The following is a 22298-nucleotide window of genomic DNA, read 5'->3' as shown; positions in this document are numbered from 1 at the left end:
TGCAACGTCGCAGGGTGCGGCCGATCGATGTCGGATTTGTTCATTGATTCTCGGTAGCAATCGGTGATGCGGTGGCCGAGTTGGCGGTTGTCACGAGCAGCTGGTGTAACACTTGTGCGGGTGGGGTGGCGCGTGCGTCGTTCAATTGCACGTCGGTGAATGCTTCGGCCAACGCGGCAGCGGGCCGGAATCGGCCGCGGTCGAAGCTACGGTCGCTCAAGTGCGACCGCCACGCCCGGAAGCCGGACACTGTGCGCTGCAAGGAGCTTTTGTCCGCGTGACTCGTTCCCGGCAGATACGCAGTAAGCAGCGCTCGATGCGCGGCGGCACGAGCACGGAAGTGACCTACCGCGTCGAGAGTTCGGCCGAGTTCCCTGACGATCGACGAGTACACGGGCCGCTGCGCACATCCAGGTGCAATCAACCCCGCGTGCTCCGCCGCGGTGATTGTGTGCTCCAACTGCTTCGGATCGGTGGCGGCGCGTATCGCGAACGCGATATACGGAGTTGGCCGCGACTGTTCCGGAGAGTCCGGCGAGCTCCGAGGCGGCGTGACCGAATCCCACACCAGCACAGCAACTTCGTCGCCCCCCAACTCCTCGATTCCTATGGCACGCAATGGAATCTGCGGGTAGCGCGGAAGTACGTCGTCCACTGCCGCGATGATCTCGATCAACACTTCGAGCGCGACGTCCGGGGTGTCGAAACCGAAGGCGCGCACGCCGTGTCGCTCGGCGAGGTCCCGGGCGAGTCGGTTCGCGACCGACCCACCGGAGCCGCCCGGGGTTCGGGTCGGCCGCTCGGTCTTCTGGTCGGTTCGAGCAACAGGACGGCCGGGTATGCGCGGCGGCGAACCGGGCGCGTCGGCGTCCGGAACGGAAACCCTCGCGGCACGATCGGTGGCGGTGGACCATGGCGTGCTCGCCGCTGTGGTGGTGGCTCGTTTCGCCACGTCGGCGGGCTCGGACCTTCTCTCGGCTACATCGGCTTTCGTCCAGGGCGAAGACAGGACGCCCTGCGGGGCGCGCGGGAGGACGACATCCGCCCGAGCGGCCGAGGCAGCGCTGGGGCCCGGCAGGCTCGGCTGCTCGATGCCGCGACCGGGCAGGTTCTCATCGGTCCCGAGAGGCCGCTGATCCGAGGGATACCCATCCTGGGGCGTGCTCGATTCGCGGGCGGGTGTGCTCGCCGAACCGGGACTCCGATCAGCCGAGGTTGTCCTGGTCGAGGCTTGCTCGGTCGGTGGAACTGGGGCGGTGGCCGTCGGAGGTACGAACGTCCCGGCGGGTTGATGCGCGACAACAGGCACCGTGGCACTCGGGCCGAATCGGTGGGCGAGAGCCCCATGGTCACTCGCTGACAGTGACGGCGAGTCGCTCCGGGTCGGGTCCCCGGCGGCGCGGATGCGCCGGCCGATGGCCCGGTCCTGATTGTCGAAGTTCTCCGCAAGGTGGCGAAGGTCGGTTCCGGCCTGCCGCACCGCCTCGACCAGAAGGTTCAACTCGTCCATCGTTCGTTTGTATTCCGGCACGTAGGCCTCGGCGAACGCCCGGCCGGCATCGTCATTGCCCCACGGCTCGCCTTCCTCGGACAGGGCGGCACGTAGTTTTCGGACCACAGCCGCCAAGTCCGAACCGATCGAGTCGAACCTCGGCGCATCGTCGAGCAACCGATCGGGGTCCACGGACAGCTTCTTGTCCATGCGCCGAATTGTTCGGTGCTCGACCGTTCTGATCAATGTCGAAATACGCAAGGATCGGGACCTTTTCCGGCGAAGCAAATATTCATGAATTCGTGTTGGCTGGACGCGCAGCAAGCATGAAGGGCGCCGAGGAGGCAGCCGCGATGGAATCGAGCAGTTTGCTGGCCGAGTTGCCGGCAGCTGTGCGCGAACTGGTTATCGGTCACTGGCCACGGACGGACGCCGACGGGATGCGTCGTAACGGCGATGCGTACGAGCAGACCGGTGGTGGCTTGGATGACTCGGCGGATCGGTACGAGGCCGCGGCAAAGCGCGCCGAGCGAAGCGTCGAAGGCGCCACGGCGGTGGGACTGGCCGAGCGTCATCGAGTGATCGCGAAGTCCATGCGGGATCAGGCAGCGGTGTGCCGAAGCTTGGGCGAGCAATGCCACGACGTCGCTGATTCCACTGTGCAAACCCAGCATTTGCTGATCGCGGTGGGAGTCGCACTGGCCGCACAGTTGGCCTATGACGCGCTGCTCTTCTTCCAAGGCGGTGGCGCCAAGGCGGTGCTCGACCGGATAGAGGCGGAGCAAGCGATGCGTGCGGCGACCGCGAGGCTCGCCACGGCAGTGGGCGAGCGCGCGATCGCCGGCGCCGGGCAGCGGGCCGCGCTGCACGGTGCTGTTCATGCGGCCAAAATAGGCCTCGGAACCAGCGCGGCGATCAGCGGCGGCGCGCAGCTGTGGGACTTGGCCAGCGGTGTCCGCGACGAGTTCGACCTGGCAGCCTTTTCGGAGATGCTCGCCGGCGGCCTGGTCGGTGGCGTCGCGGGCGCGGAAGTGGGGCGCAGATTGGCTCCGCGCGTGCTGAACAGGACCACCGGTAGAGCGGTCACCCGTTCCGGCCGATTTTCCGCGCACATCGGCGGCACCATGGTGATCGGCGGCGCGGGCGGCCTGGCGGGCGGTGTCTTCGGAGCGCTGCCTTCGGTGCTCATCCATTCCGGCGACATTCACAGCCTCGGCGACTTGTTCAAAATGGTTCGCGCCTCCGCGATCACCGGTTTCGGTAGTGGTTTCGTCGGGGCCGCCGGCAACGCGTTGCGGGTGCATCGAGCCGGTGTACAGGCATCTCGCGGGGGCCGCGACGCCACGGGCACGGATGATGTCCTGTCCGAGGTCGTGGCTCGTCACCGTGCATTCGCCGCACGCGTCGATGAGTTGGTGACTTCCGGCGAACAGCCACGAGTAGAGGAGATCGAGCGATTCAGCACGGCCGGAAAGTCGGCGAAGGTCGTGGAGCGGTTGACTTTTCAGGACGGTACGGAGCTGATTCGCAAGATTGTCTCCGACCCGTCGCACGCACATGCGGAGTTTCTCAGCTCGCTCGTCGCCGGTGCGGTGGGCGCTCGCGTGCCGACGGTGCACGTCAGCGGAAATCAAGTCTATATGGAAGTAGTGCCAGGCAAGGTCGCGGCGGAAACATATGCCCGAGGCATGTATCCGGAAGCGGTCTTCGACAGCCCTGGCGGGCGGCGACTGGGCCTTTTCGACGCGGTATTGCGCATACCCGACCGCAACGGCGACAACTGGATGATCGACCCGGAGGGCAACGTCTGGGGGATAGACAACAGCCGCGCATTCGAGGACGTTCCCGACACGAGATATGTGATCAGTCCCTTCGCCGAGCATTTCCAGGGCTATGGCGCCGACAACAAAGTCGTGTGGAAGGATCACGCCCTGACACGGACCGAAGTACAGGAGATTCGGCAGCGTGTCGAACGGTTGAGTCCGGTATTCTCCGCAGCCGGACGACGCGGCTGGCACGACCTCATGCTTCAGCATCTGCACGCCGTGGAACCACACGCGGTTATCTCGCCGCCACGCAATGACAATCCCGGCCGTCTCGACGCGAGCGTCCGCCACGGGCTTCCGCAGGCTCCGGCGCCTCCTCGGAACGTGGACGTTTCCGCGACGCCGGAGCGGCCGTTCCGGATGCCGCCGCGCGTCGAGCCGCACAACAACCGTTCATCCGACGACGGCTCCGACGCTCTGCCGGCCCCCGACCCGGGGCAGACCGCAATCTTCCGCCACCCCGACGGAGGCTACGTCGATGTCGTGTTGACGGGCCGCGATGGTGCCGGGGTACCGGTTCGCCTTGTTCCGGGCCAGGAATACATCCTCGGAAGGGGCTCAGGCGCGCTGTTGGCGGACGTGGCGACCGATGGAGTGTCGCGCCGCCACGCGACTGTCGAAGTGAACGAGCACGGGCACGTATTCATCCGCGACGACAACTCCCTGAACGGCACGTTCGTCGACGGGAAGCAGTTGGTGGGCGGCAGCTGGGTGCGCATCCACGACGGTCAGGAGCTTCTGCTCGGCCGCGATGTCCATGTCGGAGTTACCTTTCAGCGCCAAATGGCCCAGGTGCGGCTGTTCGGCAACGACGGACCTGTGCTGACGCTGCACCGTGGGCGGGAGATCGCGATCGGTCGCGGCATGGTGCATCCGGACGCACCACAGAGGCACAGCATGTCGACCCGTCACGGAGTCATCGGCATGGATGAGGACGGCCGAGTCTGGATCCGGGACGACAGCTCCGAAAACGGCATTCGGGTGAACAAGGACCGCCTCGCCGATGGACAGCGGCGCACACTGGAACCGGGCGACCGCGTCGAATTCGGACGATATCTCGGAGAGGCGCAATTCCTCCCGCCGAATGCGGTCATCGAGGCCGGGCCGGTGCATGTGCAGCTCGGCGGTGGGCCGGCCGCGATGGCCGTGCGGCTTCGGCCCGGGGAATCGGTCGTGATCGGCACCGGCCGGAATTCCCCTTTCGCCGACCAGTTGCGCGGTGTCTCCGGAGTCTCCTCGCAACACGCGACGCTCGGCCTGGACTACGACGGCCGACTGTGGATCCGCGACCATCGGGGATCGGACGGAGTGTGGGTCAACGGAGACCGGATCGCAGCGAATCAGCGTGTGACCCTCGCTGCCGGCGACAACGTCGGGCTCGGTCCCGAGTTCGTGGGGATCGCTCGCGTCGCGGGTGACGAGTACACGCGGTTGCCGCCCGCCGAACTGCTCTATGCGCCGTACGAGCGACGGCCGCCGATTCGGCTGGAGCCCGGTCGAGAAGTCTTGATCGACGTCAGCGCATTGAACAATCACGCGATTGTCCTATCCGGCGACCTGACCGGGCATCAGGTCGTCGTCGGACGTGATCTCGACGGCCGGATATGGGTACGCGACCCGAACAGCTTCAGCCACATCAGGGTCAACGACGAGGCGGTCGCGCCGGGTGAGAAGCGATATCTGAATGCCGACGACACAGTGAACTTCGACAACGTGGCCGTGCGGCTCCAGGTCGGCGAGGAAGCACCGTTGATATTGCGCCTTTCCGATGACGACGGCGTGCCGCCGCTTACTCTGCGGCGCGGTGAGGCGGTGCTGATCGGTCGCAATCCGGAGTCACCGATGGCCGGTAACCTGGCTGATCACCTCACGGTGTCGCGGCGTCACGCCGTCATCTACCGGGACGAGGCCGGGAACGTGTGGCTGCGTGACGAACATTCCAGGACCGGAACCTGGGTCGAGAACGTGCGGGTGGATCGGAACGGGCCACCGGCTCTGCTGCGTCCGGGAGACCGGATCCGCCTTGGTGAATGGGTCGGCGCCGCCGTGTTCTCCGACGGCTATCACAATGCCACGCCACGGCTGTTGGAGGTGAAACTCAACAGCCCGCAAGGCAATTTGTCGCTGGATCTGGTGCGCGCCGGTGACCCTGTGCTGCTCGGGCGGGAAGGTTCGGTGTTGCCGGACGGCATACCCCACCGCAACCGGATATCCGCCCGCCACGCCAGCATCGGCGTCCATCCGTCCGGCCGAGTGTGGATTCGCGACGAAGGATCGACGAACCACACATTCGTCAACGATAGAGAGATCAATCCCGGAACGAAGGTCACGCTGCATCCGGGTGATCGAGTGCGGTTGGGCGACGTGTACGAGTTCACGGTCGCTTTCCCGCCGCCCGAGGGCGGCCCCTTCATCGACATCCTGGACTCGACACCGGAAAGCATCGCGGTGCTGCGGGATCATCTCGGCCGGATTCGACACGACGTATTCGATCGGGTCAGCGACTACTTGAACGCGATGCCCGATGGCGGAATCGTCATCGGTCGAAGGCCCGTGGCCCAGATGCCAGGCCTCGATGCTCTCGTGCGCGACAGTCCTGACGGTCCCAATGACCGCGTCAGGTGGGAGAACGTGGCAGGTCTGTACACCCCTGGCTCACGACGAATCTACGTCGATTCCCGCGCCGCCCAGAACATCGGCTCCGGAATTCTCATCTGGCACGAGTTCGGGCACGCGACCGACTACGCGTACGGGACCGGTGGCGCCCGTCTCAGCAAGCAAGCGGAGTGGCAGAACCTGCATGATGAACTCATCCGGGCAGTCGGAGGCCAGCGCGGCTGGGATCACTACTACGATCAGCCGATAGAATCGTTCGCCGAAGCGTTCGCGGGATGGGTTGCGGGACCCACGCGGCTGCGCAAATTCGCACTGGGGAACCACCACATCGCCGACCAACTGCAGAGGTACTTCGACCGTGTATTCACCAGATGACCCCGGTTTGCCGATTCTCGCCACCGACGGTGTGACGATATTGCGACCAGTGCGCGGTCGGACCAGCGACGGCGGGCATTTCGACGGCTATGAGCAGTTCCGTCCCGGCGACCCGGGCTACGACGAAATGTTCCCCGTGGCCTCGGAGAACCGGGTCGAGGAAGACGAGCAGCCGGAGCGCCGGATCGATCCTGACACCGTGTCCCGCCTCTTCCACGAAGCTGGGCTGGACCGTCCGCGTGCCGACGACGGGTAGTCCGACGCCTCTTCAGCTGTTACGTCAACCGAAATCTGTTGCTGCACCGTTGTTGTCTTTCGCTTCAGCGTTTCCCGGCGAGCCGCCATCGGCGTCGGTGTGCGTCGGCGGTCGCGAGGGCGGTGCGCAGGCCGCGTCGCACACCGGTGGCCGAGTCGGCCGGGGGGAGCGGCGGGCGCTGGAATTTCCGCTCGGATCTTGTTTCTCTCGCGTCATCGCTCGTGTCGCGGAGCAGTCGGTCGGGCAGTGCGAGTGTGCAGACGGTGCGGGCGGTCTGCCAGAACTGGGCGGGCAGCGAGCCGGTGGTGTAGGGGAGGTCGTAGGCGTGGCACAGCGCGCGAACCCGTTCGGCGATTTCCGGATAGCGGTTGCTGGGGAGGTCCGGAAACAGGTGGTGCTCGATCTGGTAGCAGAGGTTGCCGGTCATGAACGCCAGTGCCGGTCCGGCGGTGAAGTTCGCGCTTCCCAGCACCTGCCGCAGATACCATTCGCCCCGGGATTCGTTCTCCAGTTGCGCGACCGTGAATTTCTCTGCGCCATCGGGAAAATGCCCGCACATGATGACCAGATAGGACCACAGATTCCGCAGCAGCAGCGCCGTCGCGTTCGCCGCGAGCGTGTGCCGGAAACCGCGGCCACTCAACATCGGAAACAGCAGTAGATCCTTGCCCAGCTGGCGGCCGATCTTGTGCGCGAACTCGATATTCGGCCGCGACCGCAACGCGCGGCGAGAGACACCGGTATGACGCCGCTCGAGCGCCCAGTCGTGCACGGCGATGGCCCATTCGAAGCCGGCCGCGACAACCACACTCGCCACCGGCTGTATCAGATGGATCGGGCGCCACGGTTCGTCGCGGGTCATCCGCAGCACCACGAAGCCGAGGTCCGCATCCATCCCGTAGACGTTCGTGTAGGTGTGATGCACATGGTTGTGCGCGCGCTGCCAGTGCCTCGAGGGGCCGGCGAAATCCCACTCCCAGGTCGTGGAATGAATTTCCGGATCGTTCATCCAATCCCATTGACCGTGACTGATGTTGTGGCCGAGTTCCATCATCTCGATGATCTTGGCCGCGGCCAGTAGCCCGGTCCCCGCCAGGCGCGGCACCCGATATCGTCCGGCCAGCAACAGCATTCGCGCCGTCGCCTCGAGGCCGCGGTGGACGCGGATCGCCCGCCGAATGTAGTCCGCGTCACGTTCCCCGAGCGACTGCTCGATATCTCGCCGGATGCGGTCGAGTTCGGCGCCGAACGCCGCCACATCGTTTTCGGTGAGGTGAGCGAATTCCTTGATATCGGTGATAGCCACACAATTCCTATGCATCTGATCGGAAGCATCCGTCGACGTGCGGACCACTGTGTCCGGCACGGGGATCGACCGTCAGAATTTAGCGGCGTCTCGTCGATTCTCCAGCAATGGGAGGATTTCCTTGTCGCCCGCCCGGTATTGTGCATCGAGAACAAAGGACGCGCACCGGTATGTGAGCCGTGCACACGCGGCCGGGAAATGACAGGTGGTGCCCACCGAATTCTTCGAAGGAGAAATGGTTTTCGGTCAGGAAGGCGGTCTGAGGACGTTGGTGCCGAGGAAGTGGCAGATCCGCAGGGCCAGTGCGATATCCAGCTTCTCGGGTGCGGTTCCGTCGGCCCGGATGGCGGCGAGGGCCTTGGTGATGCGGTATTTGACGGTGTTGCGGTGCAGGGTCATTCGCTGCGCCGTGTGCACGTGGCTTTCGCCGATCTCGTAGAAGGTGTTCAGGGTGTCGCGCAGGGTCGCGGCCTGATCGGTGTCGTCGGCGAGCGCGCCCAGCACCTCGCGTACCCATGCGCGCGTGGAGTCCAGATCCTTGGCCAGCAGCGAGACCACGGCCACGCCGGGATCGGCGAATCCGATCGCCCGATGGTCGGCCGGAGTGCCCGGCACGGTGGCGACGAAGTAGGCGGCCGCGGCCTGCTGATGCGAGCGACGGAATCCCTCGAGGCCGCGGCCGGGCAACCCGATCGCCAGTCGCGCGCCCTGCGGCAGGTCGGCGGCCGAGCGCAGCTCGCGGGGGTCGACCGCGGTCTGGGGCGCGTGGGGGAACCATGCCCACACCGTGCGCCGATCGATGGCCGTCACGAGTGGCGGTCCGTCGGTATTCAGGGCGGCTGCCAGCGCCCGGGCGCCGGAATCCAGCAGCTCCGGCGCGTCGGCCTCATCGCCGTCGGTGCACCACAGGATCGCCGCCAGATGGGTCCGTTCGAGCGTGTAACCGGTCTCGATCTCGAACCCGATCGGATCCGGCGGTGTGGCGGACAGCAGCGGGTGCACGGTGGCGGCGTGCACGGTGCCGCGGGCGTTCACCGATCGGGCGCGCTCGGCTTCATAGGTTTCCAAGACGGACAGGATGATCCAGTCGGCGTACGAGTAGACGATCTCGGTGAGCCGTTCGACCACGGCCAAGCCCAGCGCCGGCGGCAGATTTCGCTGCCCGATCTCGCCGTAGCAAATGCGCATCATGACGTTCTGGCCCATATGGTACGAGCGCACCAGGAAATTGGACGGAATCCCGCGCTGCGCCACGCGCCGGGCGTATTCGACCGCCGCCATCGGCGGTTGCAGGTGGCCGACCGGGATATCGTTGGCCAGGATCTCGATCATGGTCACCACGTTGGCGTGGATACTGGCGGCGCGCAGGGCCGCCAGGCGCGGATCGCCTCGGGTGTGGGTGATCTCGTGGGTTATCCGCCGGGTCATCGTTTCGGCGATCTCCACATCGCGTGCGCGCAGCCCCGCCCCGATCTCGAGGACGAGGGCGGCCACCTCGGATGGCGGTAGCGCGGGCACGGTCATCTTCGGACACAACCCCTCGTCGACGTTCGGTGGTCAGCGCATCCGAGGTTAACTAGGGGCACAAGGCACGGGAATGGGTCCGGGAGCCACAATCGGCGAGCGGTTTGGTGCACAGTGCACAATTCGGCGTGAGATCTTCGTGATGCAGGCGGTTCCACCGCGCTCGAGCGCCAGTGCGTGTCGATCTCCGATGTTCCCGTTCGACCTAAGGATGAGAGGGGCCACGAAGGCCCGACGACCTATTCGAACGAGGAAGAACATGACTATCGACGCTCTCGATGTACTGGTCGGCTCCTGGAAGCTCACCGGGCGCACCAAGAAGGCCGATCATGACGACATCAGCGGAGAACTCACCGCTACCCCGATTCTGGGCGGCGGCCTCCTGCACCTCAGCGGCAGTATGCGGATCGGCGACACGGAGATTCAGAGCCTCGAGCTGATCTGGCCCGACGAAAGCGGCTCGGGTTTCGGCGCGCACGTGTATTCGGGATCCGGCGCCCCGCTGGACTACCGGTGGAGCCGAGACGGCGACACCCTCGTCCATGCCGGTCTCGGCATGACCTACACCGGCACCATCAGTCCCGACCGCGCCACGATCACCGGCTCCTGGGTGCCCGACCCGGACCGCCCGGACATGGCCGAGGCCGCCTACGACGCCACCATGCGCCGGGTCTGACCAGCGACCGGATCCGGCCACGCGCAGTTGTTGCGGCGCCACGCGCCCGGTGCCCGCAGCTCTGCGCGAGGTCGGCGGTTCGATTGTCCGCCACCCGCTTTCGAAGGGGTCCCGTGAGAGGCCGGGTTGTGTTACTGTTCGCGCATTCGACAATGACAATCGTTTTCGGAGACGATTGTCGCTGTCGATGACGTGACGGACAGGAGCCGGGATTATGGGTGGAGCCGGGGCGGCGCTCCAGGTGGACGAGGCAGTGCCGGAAGTCGAGGAGGGGGCGACGAAGCCCGGTAGTGCCCTGTTCCGGGTGACCGAGCCGGTGCGCGGGCGGCTCGGCGCGGCGCTGGCGACGGCCGCGCTGGGCGCGGTCGCCGGGGTGATCGGTTTCGTGGGTATCGCGCTGGCGCTGCGGGAACTGTTCGCCGCCGACGCCGATACCTCCACGGTGGTGGCTCTACTGGTGCTCGCCACGGTCGGGTTCCTGGTCCGATTCGCCTTGCGCGCCTGGTCTTTCCTGCTCTCACACCTCGCCTCGTTCGACCTCGAGCAGCGCTTGCGGACCGATCTCGCAGCGCATCTGGGCCGGGTTCCGCTGGGCGAGGCGCAGCGCCTGGGTTCGGGTGCGGTGAAGAAGGTTGTGCAGGACGATGTTCGCGGCCTGCACATGGCGGTGGCCGACGCGGTGCCGCTGGCCGGTTTCACGGTGGCCCAGCCTGTCGCGGCGCTGCTGGCACTGGGTTTCGTGGATTGGCGATTGCTGCTGGCGGTCCTGTTGTTCCTGCCCGTGGTGTTCATCGGGATGCAGCTGACACTGCGGGACTACGCCGAGACCCGGCGGCGCTACGACGAGGCCAACGAGGCCATCAACGCGGCGGTGGTCGAATTCGTGCAGGGCATGCCGGTGGTGCGGACCTTCGACGACGGCACGGTGTCGTTCCGGCGCTTCGTGGACCGGGTCCGGAACTTCAACGTGGCAACCACCGCCTGGCAGAACAACAATCGCAGCGCGATGATCTTCGCCAACCTGACGGTGGCGCCGCTGCCCACGATTCTGATCGTGCTCGTGGTGGGCGCCTGGCTGACCTCGGCGGGGTCGATGTCACCGGCACAGCTGCTGGCGGCGATCCTCATCGGGACGCTGCCGGTGGAATCGGTGGTGCCGCTGATGAATCTGTCCAATCTGGTCAACCAGTCCAAGGCCGGCGCCGCGCGCATCGTCGAACTCCTCGACATCGCTCCCTTGCCGGAACCCGACCAGCCGCAGTCCCCGGCCGACGGGTCGATCGAGTTCCGTTCCGTCCGTTTCGGTTACGCGGGCACCGACCGGGTCGCGCTGGACGGAGTGGATCTGACGGTGCCCACCGGTACCGTGTGCGCGCTGGTCGGGCCGTCGGGCTCGGGCAAATCGACTGTCGCACGGCTGATTCCGCGGTTCTGGGATGTGGACGAGGGCCAAGTGCTCGTCGGCGGGATCGATGTCCGCCGGATTGCGTCGGAGGATCTGCTCCGGCACGTCGCGCTGGTCTTCCAGGATCCGTTCCTGCTGTCGGACACCATCGCGGAGAACATCCGCCTCGCCCGCCCGTCGGCCACCGACGCCGAGGTCGAGGCCGCGGCGCGGGCCGCCCAGGCGCACGATTTCATCGTCTCGGAACTGCCGCAGGGCTACGCCACGCCGGTGGGTGAGCGCGGCGCCCGGTTGTCCGGCGGACAGCGCCAGCGCATCACCATCGCCCGCGCACTGCTGGCCGACGCCCCGATCGTGATCCTCGACGAGGCAACCTCTTTCGCCGATCCGGAGAACGAGGCGGCCATCCAGGACGCGATCGCCGCGCTGACCCGCGGCCGCACCGTGCTCGTGGTCGCGCACCGCCTGTCCACGATCGTCGACGCCGACCAGATCGTGGTCCTCGAATCCGGCCGGGTATCCGAATCCGGCACGCACACCGAACTACTCGCGTCCGGCGGCCGCTACGCCCGACTCTGGGAGCACCACCAGCGCGCCCGTGGATGGGGTCTGGGCAGCGGCAAGAACAAGGAGGCCACGAACCGATGAGAAGAATCCTGCGGCTGATGCTGCTCGCCGCCGGGGATTATCGGGACGAATTCCGCCGCACGCTGTGGTGGGCGTTTCTCGGTTCGGTCACCCAGGCCGCGGCCTACGCCACGCTGATTCCGCTGCTGTACGAGCTGAGCCGGCCGGAAGTGAACACCACGGCCGCGTGGACCTGGTTCGGTGTCCTGGTGGCCTGCTATGTGATTCAGGCCGTATTCCACTACGGGCAACTGCGATTCGAGTTCGGCCGGTGGGCCGATGTGCTCGCCGGCGCGCGCCTGCGGCTGGGCGAGAAACTGCGGACCATGCCGCAGGCCGAGCTCGAGCGCCGCGCCGCGGGCGACCTCACCACGGTGATCGGCGGCAACGTCGCCAACGCGACGATGGGCTCGTCCTCGATGGCGCTGTTGTTCATTCAGATGGTGACGGTCCCGGCGGTCATCGGGGTGGTCATCGCCTGTGTCGACTGGCGCCTGGGTGTTGTTCTGGCCGTGTCGATTCCGTTCGCGGTGTTGTTCGTCCGGCGCATCCAGCAGATCTCGGGCGCGGGGTCGCGCCGGCTCGACGCCGCCGACGCCGCGGCCGCGAACCGGGTGGTCGAATACGTCCAGGGTCTGCCGGTGCTGCGCGCGACCGGGCAGATCGGCAGTTCGTCGCAGCGGCTGGTCGAGACCCTCGAAGAGCAGAACGAGGCCATGTCCGCCATGCAGAAGCGGCTGACCTGGCCGGGTCTGCTGGCGTCCAGCGTCGTGCAGTTGTGTCTGGTGGGGATGGTGGCGCTCGGCGCGGCACTGGTGCTCGATCTACGGATGTCCGCGGCGATGCTGATCGCGGTGGTGGCCGCGGCGGTGCGATTCGCCGAACCGATGTCGACCATGTCCAATCTGTCGGCGATCTTCGAGATCACGGACGCGGCGCTGGAACGTGTCGGCGAGGTACTGGACACTCCGGCGCTGCCGGTGGGCGACTCGTCGGCCCGAATCACCCGCTACGACATCGAGTTCGACGACGTGCGTTTCGGCTATTCCGAGGGCTCCGCGGTCCTGCGCGGCGTGTCGTTCACCGCTCCGGCGCGCTCGCTCACGGCATTGGTGGGCCCGTCGGGATCGGGCAAGACGACGGTGACCAGGATGCTCACCCGCTACGCCGACCCGGACGGCGGCAGTGTCCGCATCGGCGGCCTGGACCTGCGGCAGGTCGACCCGGTGGAGATCTACCGGCATATCGCGGTGGTCTTCCAGGACGTGTACCTGTTCGACGACACCATCCGCGCGAATATCGCGATCGCCGCGCCCGAGGCGACCCAGGCCGAGATCGAGGCCGCGGCCCGCGCGGCCAATGTCCGCACCTTCGTCGAACGGCTGCCGCACGGCTACGACACCCGGGTCGGCGAGATCGGCGGGGCGCTGTCCGGCGGTGAGCGCCAGCGCATTTCGATCGCCCGCGCCATCCTGAAGAACGCGCCGATCGTCCTGCTGGACGAACCGACCGCCGCACTCGACACCGAGAGCGAGGTCTACGTCCAGGACGCCATCGACGCGCTGGTCGCGGAGAAGACGGTGATCGTGATCGCGCACCGGCTCTCCACCGTGGTGGCGGCGGACCAGATCCTGGTGCTCGAGGACGGCGGCGTGACCGAGAGAGGCACCCACGACGAACTGCTGGCACTCGACGGCCGCTACAGCGCCATGTGGTCCGCGCAGACCAAGGCGCGGCATTGGCGCGTCGCCGCGTCGGCTTAGCGCGGCGGAGGCGTCAGCTTTCGGAGGGTGCGGGGATCAGGTAGGGCGCGATGCAGGCGAGTTTCTCGCAGGTCTCCTCGTGTTCGCGTTCGGGCGTGGAACCCGTGACCACGCCCGCTCCGGCTCGTAACCAGCTCCGGCCGTCGCGTTGGTAGACGGCGCGCAGAACCAGTGCGGCATCGAGGGTTCCGGTGCTGTCGGCCCGCACGACGGCACCGCTGTAGAGGCCGCGGGCACCGGGTTCGAGGTCGCCGATCGCGGCGCAGGCGGCCGCCTTGGGGATACCGGAGGCGGTGATGGCGGGGTAGACGGCGGCGAGCGCGTCCCAGCAGGTTCGATCGGCGCGCAGCAGCGTCTCCACGCGTGACGCGAGGTGCTGCACGCTGCCGCGCTCCTTGACGGTGAGGAATTCGCCGACCCGCGTGGCACTGCCGACGCTGTCGAGTTCGGCGTAGGCCAGCCGCACGGAGGTGGCGTGCTCGTAGATCTCCTTCGGATCGGTGAGCAGATCGGTCCGCAGGACGTCGTCGCGGGCGGCGTCGCCGGTACGGGCGCGAGTACCGGCCAGTGGCTGGGTGGTGACCAGTCCGGCGCCGTCGGCCTCGAGAACGGTCTCCGGACTGACCCCGGCGGCCTGCCAGCCGCCGAGGTCCAGCAGGAAGGAGCGGGCCGGGGTGTTCCGCCGGCGGACCGCCGCGTAGGTGGCCGGCATGTCCATCGCGAACGGCAGATCCACCCGGCGGGACATGATCACCTTGTCGAACTCGCCGCGGTGAATCCGGTCCAGGGCATGTCGCACGCGCCGGAGGTAGTCGGGGTCGATCGCGTCCACCGGCACCGCCGTGGGCGTGGGCGCGGTGGCCGCGACATCGGGCAGCTCCACGTCGAACGGCGCGCCGAAACTGCGTGTGAGCACTGTGGTTTCGGTGATCTCCAGTTCCACGCCGGGCACCATGAAGTGCGCGAGGACATCGTCCGGGCCCGTGGTGTCCGGGCGGTACAGCTCGAAGCACGCCCAGCCGTAGGCCCGCCACCGCGGCACCGGCGCCCGGTCGAGCGCCGCCTGGATCCGCGGCCACGGTGTGCCGCTCCAGGTTTCGGTGCGCTCGCCGCCGAGGGTGCTGTGCACACGGTCGCGGCGGACGGTCACCGCGCCGATCGGATTTCCGGCCACATACCAGCGTCCCGGCTGTTCGTAGACGACGTAGTCGGTGAGCTGCCCGGAGGCCGCGATGGCGGCCGCCAGTGCCAGCGGGTCGGCGTGGTGTCGGCGCACGGTCTGCACGGAGTCGTCGGCGTCGACCGTGGTGGGCGGGTTCATCGCGGTTCCTTCCGGATCAGGCGAAGGACTCGGTGATCCAGCGGGGCGCCTCGGTGCGGGACCACCGCATGAACTCCATCGCCTTGTCCTGGCTGATATCGACGTACCTGAGTTCCGGGTTCCCGTGGGGCAGATAGTCGGGGAAGAACCGCTCGCTGTTGATCCGGTCGATGATCGCTGCCGCGGCGGCCGCGGTGGTCAGCTCGCCCCGCTCGACCGCTTCGCAGGTCTCCCGCGCGGTGGTCAGCAGGCCCCGCACGGTCCGGGCCAGCGCGGAGTCACCGCGTTCCAGGGCGCGGAACACCTGATCGTCCTGACCGGCGACATACCTGGACAGCGTGTGCTCCAGGGCGGCGTCGGAGTAGAAGCTGTAGGTGTGCCACACCCGGAAGATCGCGTCCCACAGGGTGTAGTCGCGGAATCCGACGTACGACGAGTAGGCGAGATCGTCGTGCACGTCGAACATCCGCTGCTGTAGCGCGTCGACACCGGCGAACCGCGCTGTCGACCAGTCGTTCTCGCGGGCCGCCTCGATGATCCGCCAGGCCAGCGCGTTCACGGTCTGGAAGGAGTTGGCGAGCCCCCGGGAGAACAGCGCGTCGATCGCTCCGGCGGACTGTGCGGTCAGGCAGAAGCGGTCACCGACCGTGCCGGACGCGGAGTACTGCAGCCGCCCGGTGCTCACCCACGGCCGCACGGCCGTCGCGGACCGGAATTGCTTCGCGACGGCCGGGAACCGCTCGAGGAAAGCGGCGAACTCCTGCTCCGGCGCGTCACGGTCCTCGGAGACCGCGTCCCCGGTGAGGGTCAGCCCCACGCTGCACAGCGGGTTCGTGGAGCGGTCGTTGTTGTCGAACGGAATCACCCACAGCCAGCCCCCGTCGAAGACATGGTGCAGGGTGCCGTTGTGCCACCGGCTCGGCTGGTCGTATCGAACGGGCGCGACATCGTCGAAGGGCTCGACGCCGATCATGTGGGTGAACAGCGAACGCGAGTGGGTCCGCGCCCGGGTGGGTAGCTCCCGCAGCCCGAACCGCTCGGCCAGCACCGAGCGAAAACCGGTGGCGTCCACCAGGTATCGGGCGTTGAACGTCTCCCCGGAGGCCGTGCGCAGCTCGGCGCCGCGGTCCGTGTCGATGTCGATGTCCTGGATTCGGGTGTTCAACCGGGGCACGGCGCCGTAGCGCACGGCGAGATGGAACACGTACGAGTCGATGTCCTGCCGGAACCAATGCGATTCGGCGCGGCGGTATCCGGAGGCCAGCACGATCTGGTTGGCCTTGGCCGGGTCGGCGGGGCGCCCCTGCTCGTGGTAGACGAAGCCGAAGTTCTGCTTCTGCCCGCAGGTCTTGGCGACATGCTCGGCGGTGTCCTCGAAGTTGGCCAGCGCCTTGAACTCCGGGATGTCGTAGCGATCGGCCAGCACGTGCATCGTGGCCGTCGCGTGCGGAATGGTGGACTCGCCGACCACGAATCGCGGATGCACCCCCGCGTCGATGAGCAGCACCTCGAGGCCGTGGCGGGCCAGGATTGTCGCCAGGGTGCTACCCGCGATCCCGGCTCCGAGGATGGCGACGTCGTACGGGGTGTCGGTCGGGGGTGTCATGGTCGAACTCCTAGTGCGGTTGTGTGCGATAGATGAGATGTGCGGATCACGGCCGCACCGGCAGGCGGCGCAGGCCGCGCAGTCCCATGCCGGGGCGCCAGCGCAATTCGGCGGGGTCGGCGGCCAAGCGCAGCTCCGGCCACCGGGCGACCAGCGTGGTGAGCGCGATCCCGACCTCCGTGCGCGCGAGGGCGGCGCCGAGGCAGTTGTGGATGCCGCCGCTGAACCCGAGATGGGGGCGGGGCTCGCGGTGGATATCGAAACTGTGGGGAGCGGGGACGTGGGCGGGGTCGCGGTTGGCGGCGGCGGGAAACACCAGCACCCGGTCGCCCGTGTCGATGTGGCGGCCCGCGAGTGGGAACGGCTCCGTCGCGTAGCGGGCCGTCGCCGATTCCACCGGCCCCCAGTAGCGCATGGTCTCTTCCACCGCGGCCGCGGACAGTCCGGGGTCGGCGCGGAGCGCGGCCCACTGCTCGGGATGGGAGATCAAAGTCAGTGTCGCGCTGGCGATCAGGCTCGCCGAGGTCTCGAAACCGGCGGCCATGAGCAGGCCGATCATGGCCATCAGTTCACCGTTCGACAGCTTGTCCCCGGACGCGGGATGCACCAGCCTGCTGACCAGATCGTCGCCGGGGTCGTCGCGTTTGAGCAGGACGAGATCGCGGGCGTAGCCCTCGAGTTGGGCGCGCAATTCGGGATCGGGCGCCGACAGCGGGGTGGAGGCCGTCGCCGCCCGCACCGCGAGAACGTGCAGGCCGGGATGCCATGCCTCGGGGAATCCGAGAATTTCGCCGAGCACGGTGAGCGACAGCGGATAGGCGTAGGCGTGCAGCAAGTCCACGGTGCCGTCACCGGCTGCGGCTGCCCGCTCGGCCTCGCCGAGCAGTCGTTCGGCGTGCCGAACCACGGTGGGGCGCAACGCGGTGACCGACCTGGACGTGAACGCCTGCTGTGCGGCGCGGCGCAGGCGGGTGTGCTCCGGCGGGTCGGACAGCAGCATGGTGTGCGGAGCGCCGGGAAGCCGGGCCGCGGCCCGGGCGGCGCGCTGGGCGGGGGACAGCAGGCTGCGCGGATCATTGGCCAGGCGGGTGTCGCGCAGCGCGGCCTGGGCCGCCGCGTATCCGGTGACCATCCAGAACTCCCGGCCCGGTTGCTCGGGCAGTTCGACGAGGGTTACCGGGGACTGCGCGCGCAGTCGGTCGTAGATGGTGTGGGCTCGTTCGTGGAAATCCTCGGCCAGCAGGTCCACCACGATCGGGCGGGCATTGTCGAGCATCGGGTGACGTTCCGTTCAGGCCGGTGTTGCCTCGATCAGCGAGTACGAGGTGGGCAGAATGGTCGGATGGATCGCGGTGACCGTGAAACCCGCACGGCGACAGAGAATCTCGTACTCGGCGCGGGTGCGTTCCTGACCGCCCATATTGACGAGCATGCTGATATCGGTGAGATATGGGGCGGGGTTCGAGGTGTCGACCACGTCGGGCAGCACGGATTCCACGATCAGCAGCCGCCCGTGCTCCGGCATCGCCGCGCGGCACCGGTCGAGGATGGTCACGCAGCGTTCGTCGTCCCAGTCGTGCAGGATGTTCTTGAGTACGTAGGCATCTCCGCCCGTGGGGACGGCCGCGAAGAAGTCACCGGCCTCGACGCGGCAGCGTTCGGCAACGCCCGCGGCGCCGAGAGTGCCGGCGGCCTCGGCGACGCCGGTCGCCGAATCGAAGAGTATGCCGCGCAAAGCGGTTGTGCCACGCAGGATTTCGGCCAGCAGGGTGCCGTCGCCCCCGCCGATGTCGACGACGGTGTGATGCCGGGTGAAGTCGTAGCTCACCGGTATCAATTGCGCGATGGGCAGGCTGACCTGCCGCATCGTCGCATTGAACCGTTCGGACAGTTCGGGTTTCGTGGCGAGGAAGCCGAAGAAGTCGATGCCGTACAGCCCCTCGAAGGTCGGCTGCCCCGTGCGAACCGCCTCCTCGGTCAGCTTCCAGGAGTCCAGCAGGGCCGGATCGGTGAACAGCAGTACCGCCGCCGCCTGGGAGTCCGGCCGATCGGTGCGCAGCGGCTGACCCGCTTCGCCCAAACGGAATGTGCCCGGCCGGGTTTCGACCACCAGCTCCAAGGCCGCCAAGGCGCGCAGTAGCCGGGCGAGCGAGGCGGGGTGGGTGCCGGTGGCCTCGGCCAGCTCGGTGTAGCCGCGTTCGGAGTCGGCCAAGTGATCGGCGAGCCCGAGGCGGGCGGCGGTTCCGACCACCTGGGAGCAGATCGTCCCGAACATCATGTTCATCAATCGCAGATGAGCTGCCATGCCTGTCTTCCTGTGCCGCGCGGAAGCCGTTTGCCGCGTGTGTGTTTCGTGTCTCCGGACCGGAGGGCCTGTCTTGACCGGCCTGGTGGGACGTCGTAGATTGTAGCACTAATGAAAATGGTTATCGTTTGCTGGTTGGGATTGTGATGCGGGAACAGGTCCGTTTGCCACTCGTACGCACGACGAAAAGGGTGGATTGGTCCCACGGTGTAGACGAATTGCGGCAGCAGGTCAGTGAGCTGACCGGCGTGCCGGTGGAAGAGTTGACCGACGACGCCGACCTGCTCGAGCTGGGGCTCGATTCGGTGACCGTGATGCGCATCTCCGGGCTCATGCGGCGCGCGGGCAGCCGCGTGGAATACCGGGATCTCGTGCGGAACCCGACGCTCGGCGCGTGGTGGAAGCTGCTGCGCCACAGCGAAACCGACGCCGCCGCGGAAGTCGTCGTGGTGGACCGTTCGGGCCCGTTTCCGCTGGCGGTGATGCAGCATGCCTTCTGGATCGGGCGGTCGCCGGCCCACGAACTCGGCGGTGTCGCCGCGCACTTCTACAGCGAGTTCGACCATGCGGGCGGTGTCGAGCCGGAACGGCTGGAACGTGCGGTGCGCGCCTTGACGGCGCGGCATCCGATGCTGCGGGTGGCGATCGACGCCGAGGGTATGCAGCGCGTGACCGACGGTGGGTCCTGGTCCGGCCTGATGGTCCATGACCTGCGGGAATTGCCTGAGCCCGAACGTCTTCGGCGATTGGCGCGGATTCGCGACACGCTCTCGCATCGGAGTATGGACGTCGCGGCGGGGGAGGTGTTCGATCTCCAGGTCTCGCTGCTGCCCGAGGGCCGCACCAGAGTGCACCTCGACCTGGACATGATCGCCGGGGACGCGTTGAGTCTGCGTAATCTCCTCGCCGACCTGACCACACTGTACGAGCGCGGGCCCACGGCGCTGCCGCCGCTGGGGTACAGCTACCGGCAATATCTCACCGATCGCGGCCTGGCCCGCGCGGCAGCGCGTGAGCAGGCTCGCGAGTGGTGGCGGGCGCGACTGCCGGAACTGCCCGCGGCGCCGGAACTTCCGCTGCTGACCTCCGAGGAGACGACCGGCGCTCGAGTCGACCGCCGCCGGTACCGGCTGTCGCCGGAGCGCGCGGGGCGGCTGCGCGAACAGGCCCGCCGTGCCGGGCTGACTCCCGCGAGCGTGCTCGCCACCGTCTTCGCGGAGACGATCGGCGCCTGGAGCAGTACCGACCGATTCCTGCTGAATCTGCCGGTATTCGACCGGGAACCCCTGCACGACGACGTGGACCGCCTCGTCGGCGACTTCTCCAGCTCGGTCCTGCTCGACGTGGACCTGTCCGCCTCGATGTCGGTGACCCGGCGGGCGCGGGTGCTCACCGAGCGACTGCGGGAAGTCCTCGGCTATGCCGCCTACAGCGGCGTCGAGGTGCTGCGGGATCTGGGCCGGGCCGGCGGCGGGGAGCGGGTTCTCGCGCCGGTGGTGTACACGAGCGCGCTGAGCCTGGGTGAGTTGTACGCCCCCGAGGTGCGGCAGTGCCTGGGCGAGCCGAGCTGGACGGTGTCCCAGGGGCCGCAGGTCTGGCTGGACGCGCAGGTGACCGAGTTCGAGGGCGGCATTCTGCTCAATTGGGATGCCCGGGTCTCGCTGTTCCCGGCCGGAATGCTGGACGCGATGTTCGACGCCTACGTGCGTTTCGTCGAGCTGTTGCTGGACGACGACGCCGCGTGGGACCGCGAGGCGCCGTGGCCGGTCGCCGGGCGCCGCCACGGCGAGGTCGCCCTCGCTCCGGCTGTACCTCTGCATCAGCGGTTCTTCCGCCGCGCCGCCGCCGATCCGCAACGGACGGCCCTGCTCGCCGACGGCGCGGAGATCTCTTACGGCGAACTCGCGCTGCGGGCCCGTCGCATGGCTCGGGTGTTGGTGGACAAGGGAATTCGCCGCAGCGACAGCGTGGCCATCACGCTGCCCAAGGGGGTCGAGCAGATCGTGGCGGCACTGGGTGTGCTCGCCGCGGGCGCGACCTACGTGCCCTCGGGTATCGATCTTCCGCTCGCGCGGCGGGAACGGGTCTACCGCACGGCGGGGGCGCGGCTGGTCGTCACCGACCCGCGGACCGCGGCCGCGTGGCCCGGCGATATCGAAGCGGTCTTCCCGGAGCAGTCCCGCGACGTGGACCCGCTGGCCGAGATCGTCGAGGTGGATCCCGAGGACGTGATGTATGTGATCTTCACGTCGGGCTCCACCGGCGCGCCCAAGGGCGTCGAGGTGCCTCATCGGGCTGTCGCCCACACCGTCGACGCGGTCAATGGCCGGTTCGGTATCGGCGCGGACGACCGCACGATCGCGTTGTCCGCCTTGGACTTCGACCTGTCGGCGTATGACCTGTTCGCTTTCCTGGCGTTCGGTGGCTCGGTGGTGGTGGTCGAGGAGGCGCGGCGTCGCGATGCCGCCGCCTGGGCGGAGCTGATCCGCCGGTGGGATGTGACGGTCGTCAGCGCCGTCCCCGCGCTGCTGGACATGTTGTTGATCGCCGCCGCGGACGCCGGGCTGGGAACCGCGTTGCGGGTGGTCATGCTGGGCGGTGACCGGGTCACCGTCGATCTGCCCGAGCGGCTGCGCCGGCTCGTGCCCGGCTGCCGGTTCGCCGGGCTCGGCGGCATGACCGAGGCCGCCATCCATGCCACCGTCTGCGAGGTCGGCACGGTCGACCCGGACTGGTCGAGCGTGCCGTACGGGGTTCCGTTGCCGCACGCCGACTGCCGGGTGGTCGACGCGCACGGTCGGGACCGCCCGGAGTGGGCGCCCGGTGAGCTGTGGGTCACGGGCGGCGGACTGGCCCATGGTTACCGCGGCGACCCGGCGCGCACGGCCGAGAAATTCGTCGAGCGGGCCGGAGTCCGGTGGTACCGCACCGGCGACCTGGTGCGATACCGGCCCGGCGGGACACTGGAATTCCTCGGTCGCACCGATCATCAGGTCAAGATCCGCGGGCATCGGATCGAATTGGGGGAGATCGAGGCCGTCCTGGCGGAGCATCCGGAGATCGTCGCGGCCGCCGCCGCGGGGGTGGAGCAGCCCGCGCGGGGGCACCGCGCGGTAGTCGTCCGGGCGGGCGCCCACGGCCCCGCGCGGGCTGGCTGGGATGGTGAAAGCAATGCCCCCAACAATATTACCCGTATATTG

General features: G+C 67.8%; 13 protein-coding genes. 6 read left to right on the top strand and 7 right to left on the bottom strand.

Annotation, left to right across the window (positions count from 1 at the left end):
* Positions 1-40: 40 nt before the first annotated feature.
* Positions 41-1702 carry a WXG100 family type VII secretion target gene (locus QH470_RS35395; protein WP_280276752.1) on the bottom strand — a complete coding sequence of 554 codons (1662 nt, stop codon included), beginning with the start codon at positions 1700-1702 and terminating at the stop codon, positions 41-43.
* A gap of 35 nt (positions 1703-1737) precedes the next feature.
* Here QH470_RS35395 and QH470_RS35390 point away from each other — a divergent pair, with 35 nt between their 5' ends.
* Both QH470_RS35390 and QH470_RS35385 read left to right on the top strand, forming a co-directional pair.
* Entirely contained in the window at positions 1738-6309 is a 4572-nt protein-coding gene (locus tag QH470_RS35390; RefSeq protein WP_280276751.1) for an FHA domain-containing protein, read from the top strand.
* A gap of 49 nt (positions 6310-6358) precedes the next feature.
* On the top strand, positions 6359-6565 hold the full coding sequence (locus tag QH470_RS35385; RefSeq protein WP_280276750.1) for a hypothetical protein: 207 nt from the start codon (positions 6359-6361) through the stop codon (positions 6563-6565).
* A 64-nt stretch (positions 6566-6629) separates the two neighbouring features.
* On the opposite strand, the gene QH470_RS35380 is transcribed toward QH470_RS35385, so the two are convergent.
* Together QH470_RS35380 and QH470_RS35375 are read right to left on the bottom strand one after the other, a co-directional pair.
* Positions 6630-7871, bottom strand: a complete 1242-nt coding sequence (locus QH470_RS35380; RefSeq protein ID WP_280276749.1) for a fatty acid desaturase family protein — start codon at positions 7869-7871, stop codon at positions 6630-6632.
* Between the two features lie 246 nt (positions 7872-8117).
* A complete protein-coding gene (locus QH470_RS35375) occupies positions 8118-9395 on the bottom strand; it encodes a PucR family transcriptional regulator (protein WP_280276748.1) in 1278 nt (425 codons plus the stop codon).
* A gap of 259 nt (positions 9396-9654) precedes the next feature.
* Between QH470_RS35375 and QH470_RS35370 the strand changes: the two genes are divergently transcribed.
* From QH470_RS35370 to QH470_RS35360, 3 genes are all read left to right on the top strand, one after another.
* Entirely contained in the window at positions 9655-10071 is a 417-nt protein-coding gene (locus QH470_RS35370; RefSeq protein WP_280276747.1) for a hypothetical protein, read from the top strand.
* 214 nt (positions 10072-10285) lie between these two features.
* The gene (locus tag QH470_RS35365) at positions 10286-12124 is read left to right on the top strand and encodes an ABC transporter ATP-binding protein (RefSeq protein ID WP_280276746.1); all 1839 of its coding nucleotides are present in this window, start codon (positions 10286-10288) and stop codon (positions 12122-12124) included.
* Positions 12121-13866, top strand: a complete 1746-nt coding sequence (locus tag QH470_RS35360; protein WP_280276744.1) for an ABC transporter ATP-binding protein — start codon at positions 12121-12123, stop codon at positions 13864-13866. Before QH470_RS35365 ends, QH470_RS35360 begins: the two co-directional genes overlap by 4 nt.
* Before the next feature lie 13 nt (positions 13867-13879).
* Here QH470_RS35360 and QH470_RS35355 read toward each other — a convergent pair whose 3' ends face one another.
* Genes QH470_RS35355 through QH470_RS35340 form a run of 4 tightly spaced genes read right to left on the bottom strand, consistent with a single transcriptional unit; the run spans position 13880 to position 19098 of the window.
* On the bottom strand, positions 13880-15187 hold the full coding sequence (locus QH470_RS35355) for a salicylate synthase (RefSeq protein ID WP_280276743.1): 1308 nt from the start codon (positions 15185-15187) through the stop codon (positions 13880-13882).
* Positions 15188-15203: 16 nt separating this feature from the next.
* Positions 15204-16793 (bottom strand): NAD(P)/FAD-dependent oxidoreductase, encoded by a 1590-nt coding sequence (locus tag QH470_RS35350; protein ID WP_280276742.1) that lies wholly within the window; start codon positions 16791-16793, stop codon positions 15204-15206.
* Between the two features lie 46 nt (positions 16794-16839).
* Positions 16840-18069: a cytochrome P450 family protein gene (locus QH470_RS35345; RefSeq protein WP_280276741.1), complete on the bottom strand. Its 1230-nt coding sequence runs from the start codon at positions 18067-18069 to the stop codon at positions 16840-16842.
* Between the two features lie 15 nt (positions 18070-18084).
* The gene (locus QH470_RS35340; RefSeq protein ID WP_280276740.1) at positions 18085-19098 is read right to left on the bottom strand and encodes a methyltransferase; all 1014 of its coding nucleotides are present in this window, start codon (positions 19096-19098) and stop codon (positions 18085-18087) included.
* 191 nt (positions 19099-19289) lie between these two features.
* Here QH470_RS35340 and QH470_RS35335 point away from each other — a divergent pair.
* The coding region (locus tag QH470_RS35335; protein WP_280276739.1) for an amino acid adenylation domain-containing protein at positions 19290-22298 on the top strand (3009 nt) is incomplete at its 3' end.

The sequence above is a fragment of the Nocardia wallacei genome, assembly GCF_029868745.1.
GTDB classification, from domain to species: Bacteria; Actinomycetota; Actinomycetes; order Mycobacteriales; family Mycobacteriaceae; genus Nocardia; species Nocardia wallacei_B.
Note: the sequence above shows the minus strand (reverse complement) of the source record. Positions and strands in the feature narration are given on the sequence as shown.

Coding starts and splice junctions, on each gene's coding strand:
- QH470_RS35395 (WP_280276752.1), bottom strand. CDS start 1,702: ATGGACAAGAAGCTGTCCGTGGACCCCGATCGGTTGCTCGACGATGCG.
- QH470_RS35390 (WP_280276751.1), top strand. CDS start 1,738: ATGTCGAAATACGCAAGGATCGGGACCTTTTCCGGCGAAGCAAATATT.
- QH470_RS35375 (WP_280276748.1), bottom strand. CDS start 9,395: ATGACCGTGCCCGCGCTACCGCCATCCGAGGTGGCCGCCCTCGTCCTC.
- QH470_RS35370 (WP_280276747.1), top strand. CDS start 9,655: ATGACTATCGACGCTCTCGATGTACTGGTCGGCTCCTGGAAGCTCACC.
- QH470_RS35365 (WP_280276746.1), top strand. CDS start 10,286: ATGGGTGGAGCCGGGGCGGCGCTCCAGGTGGACGAGGCAGTGCCGGAA.
- QH470_RS35360 (WP_280276744.1), top strand. CDS start 12,121: ATGAGAAGAATCCTGCGGCTGATGCTGCTCGCCGCCGGGGATTATCGG.
- QH470_RS35355 (WP_280276743.1), bottom strand. CDS start 15,187: ATGAACCCGCCCACCACGGTCGACGCCGACGACTCCGTGCAGACCGTG.
- QH470_RS35350 (WP_280276742.1), bottom strand. CDS start 16,793: ATGACACCCCCGACCGACACCCCGTACGACGTCGCCATCCTCGGAGCC.
- QH470_RS35345 (WP_280276741.1), bottom strand. CDS start 18,069: ATGCTCGACAATGCCCGCCCGATCGTGGTGGACCTGCTGGCCGAGGAT.
- QH470_RS35340 (WP_280276740.1), bottom strand. CDS start 19,098: ATGGCAGCTCATCTGCGATTGATGAACATGATGTTCGGGACGATCTGC.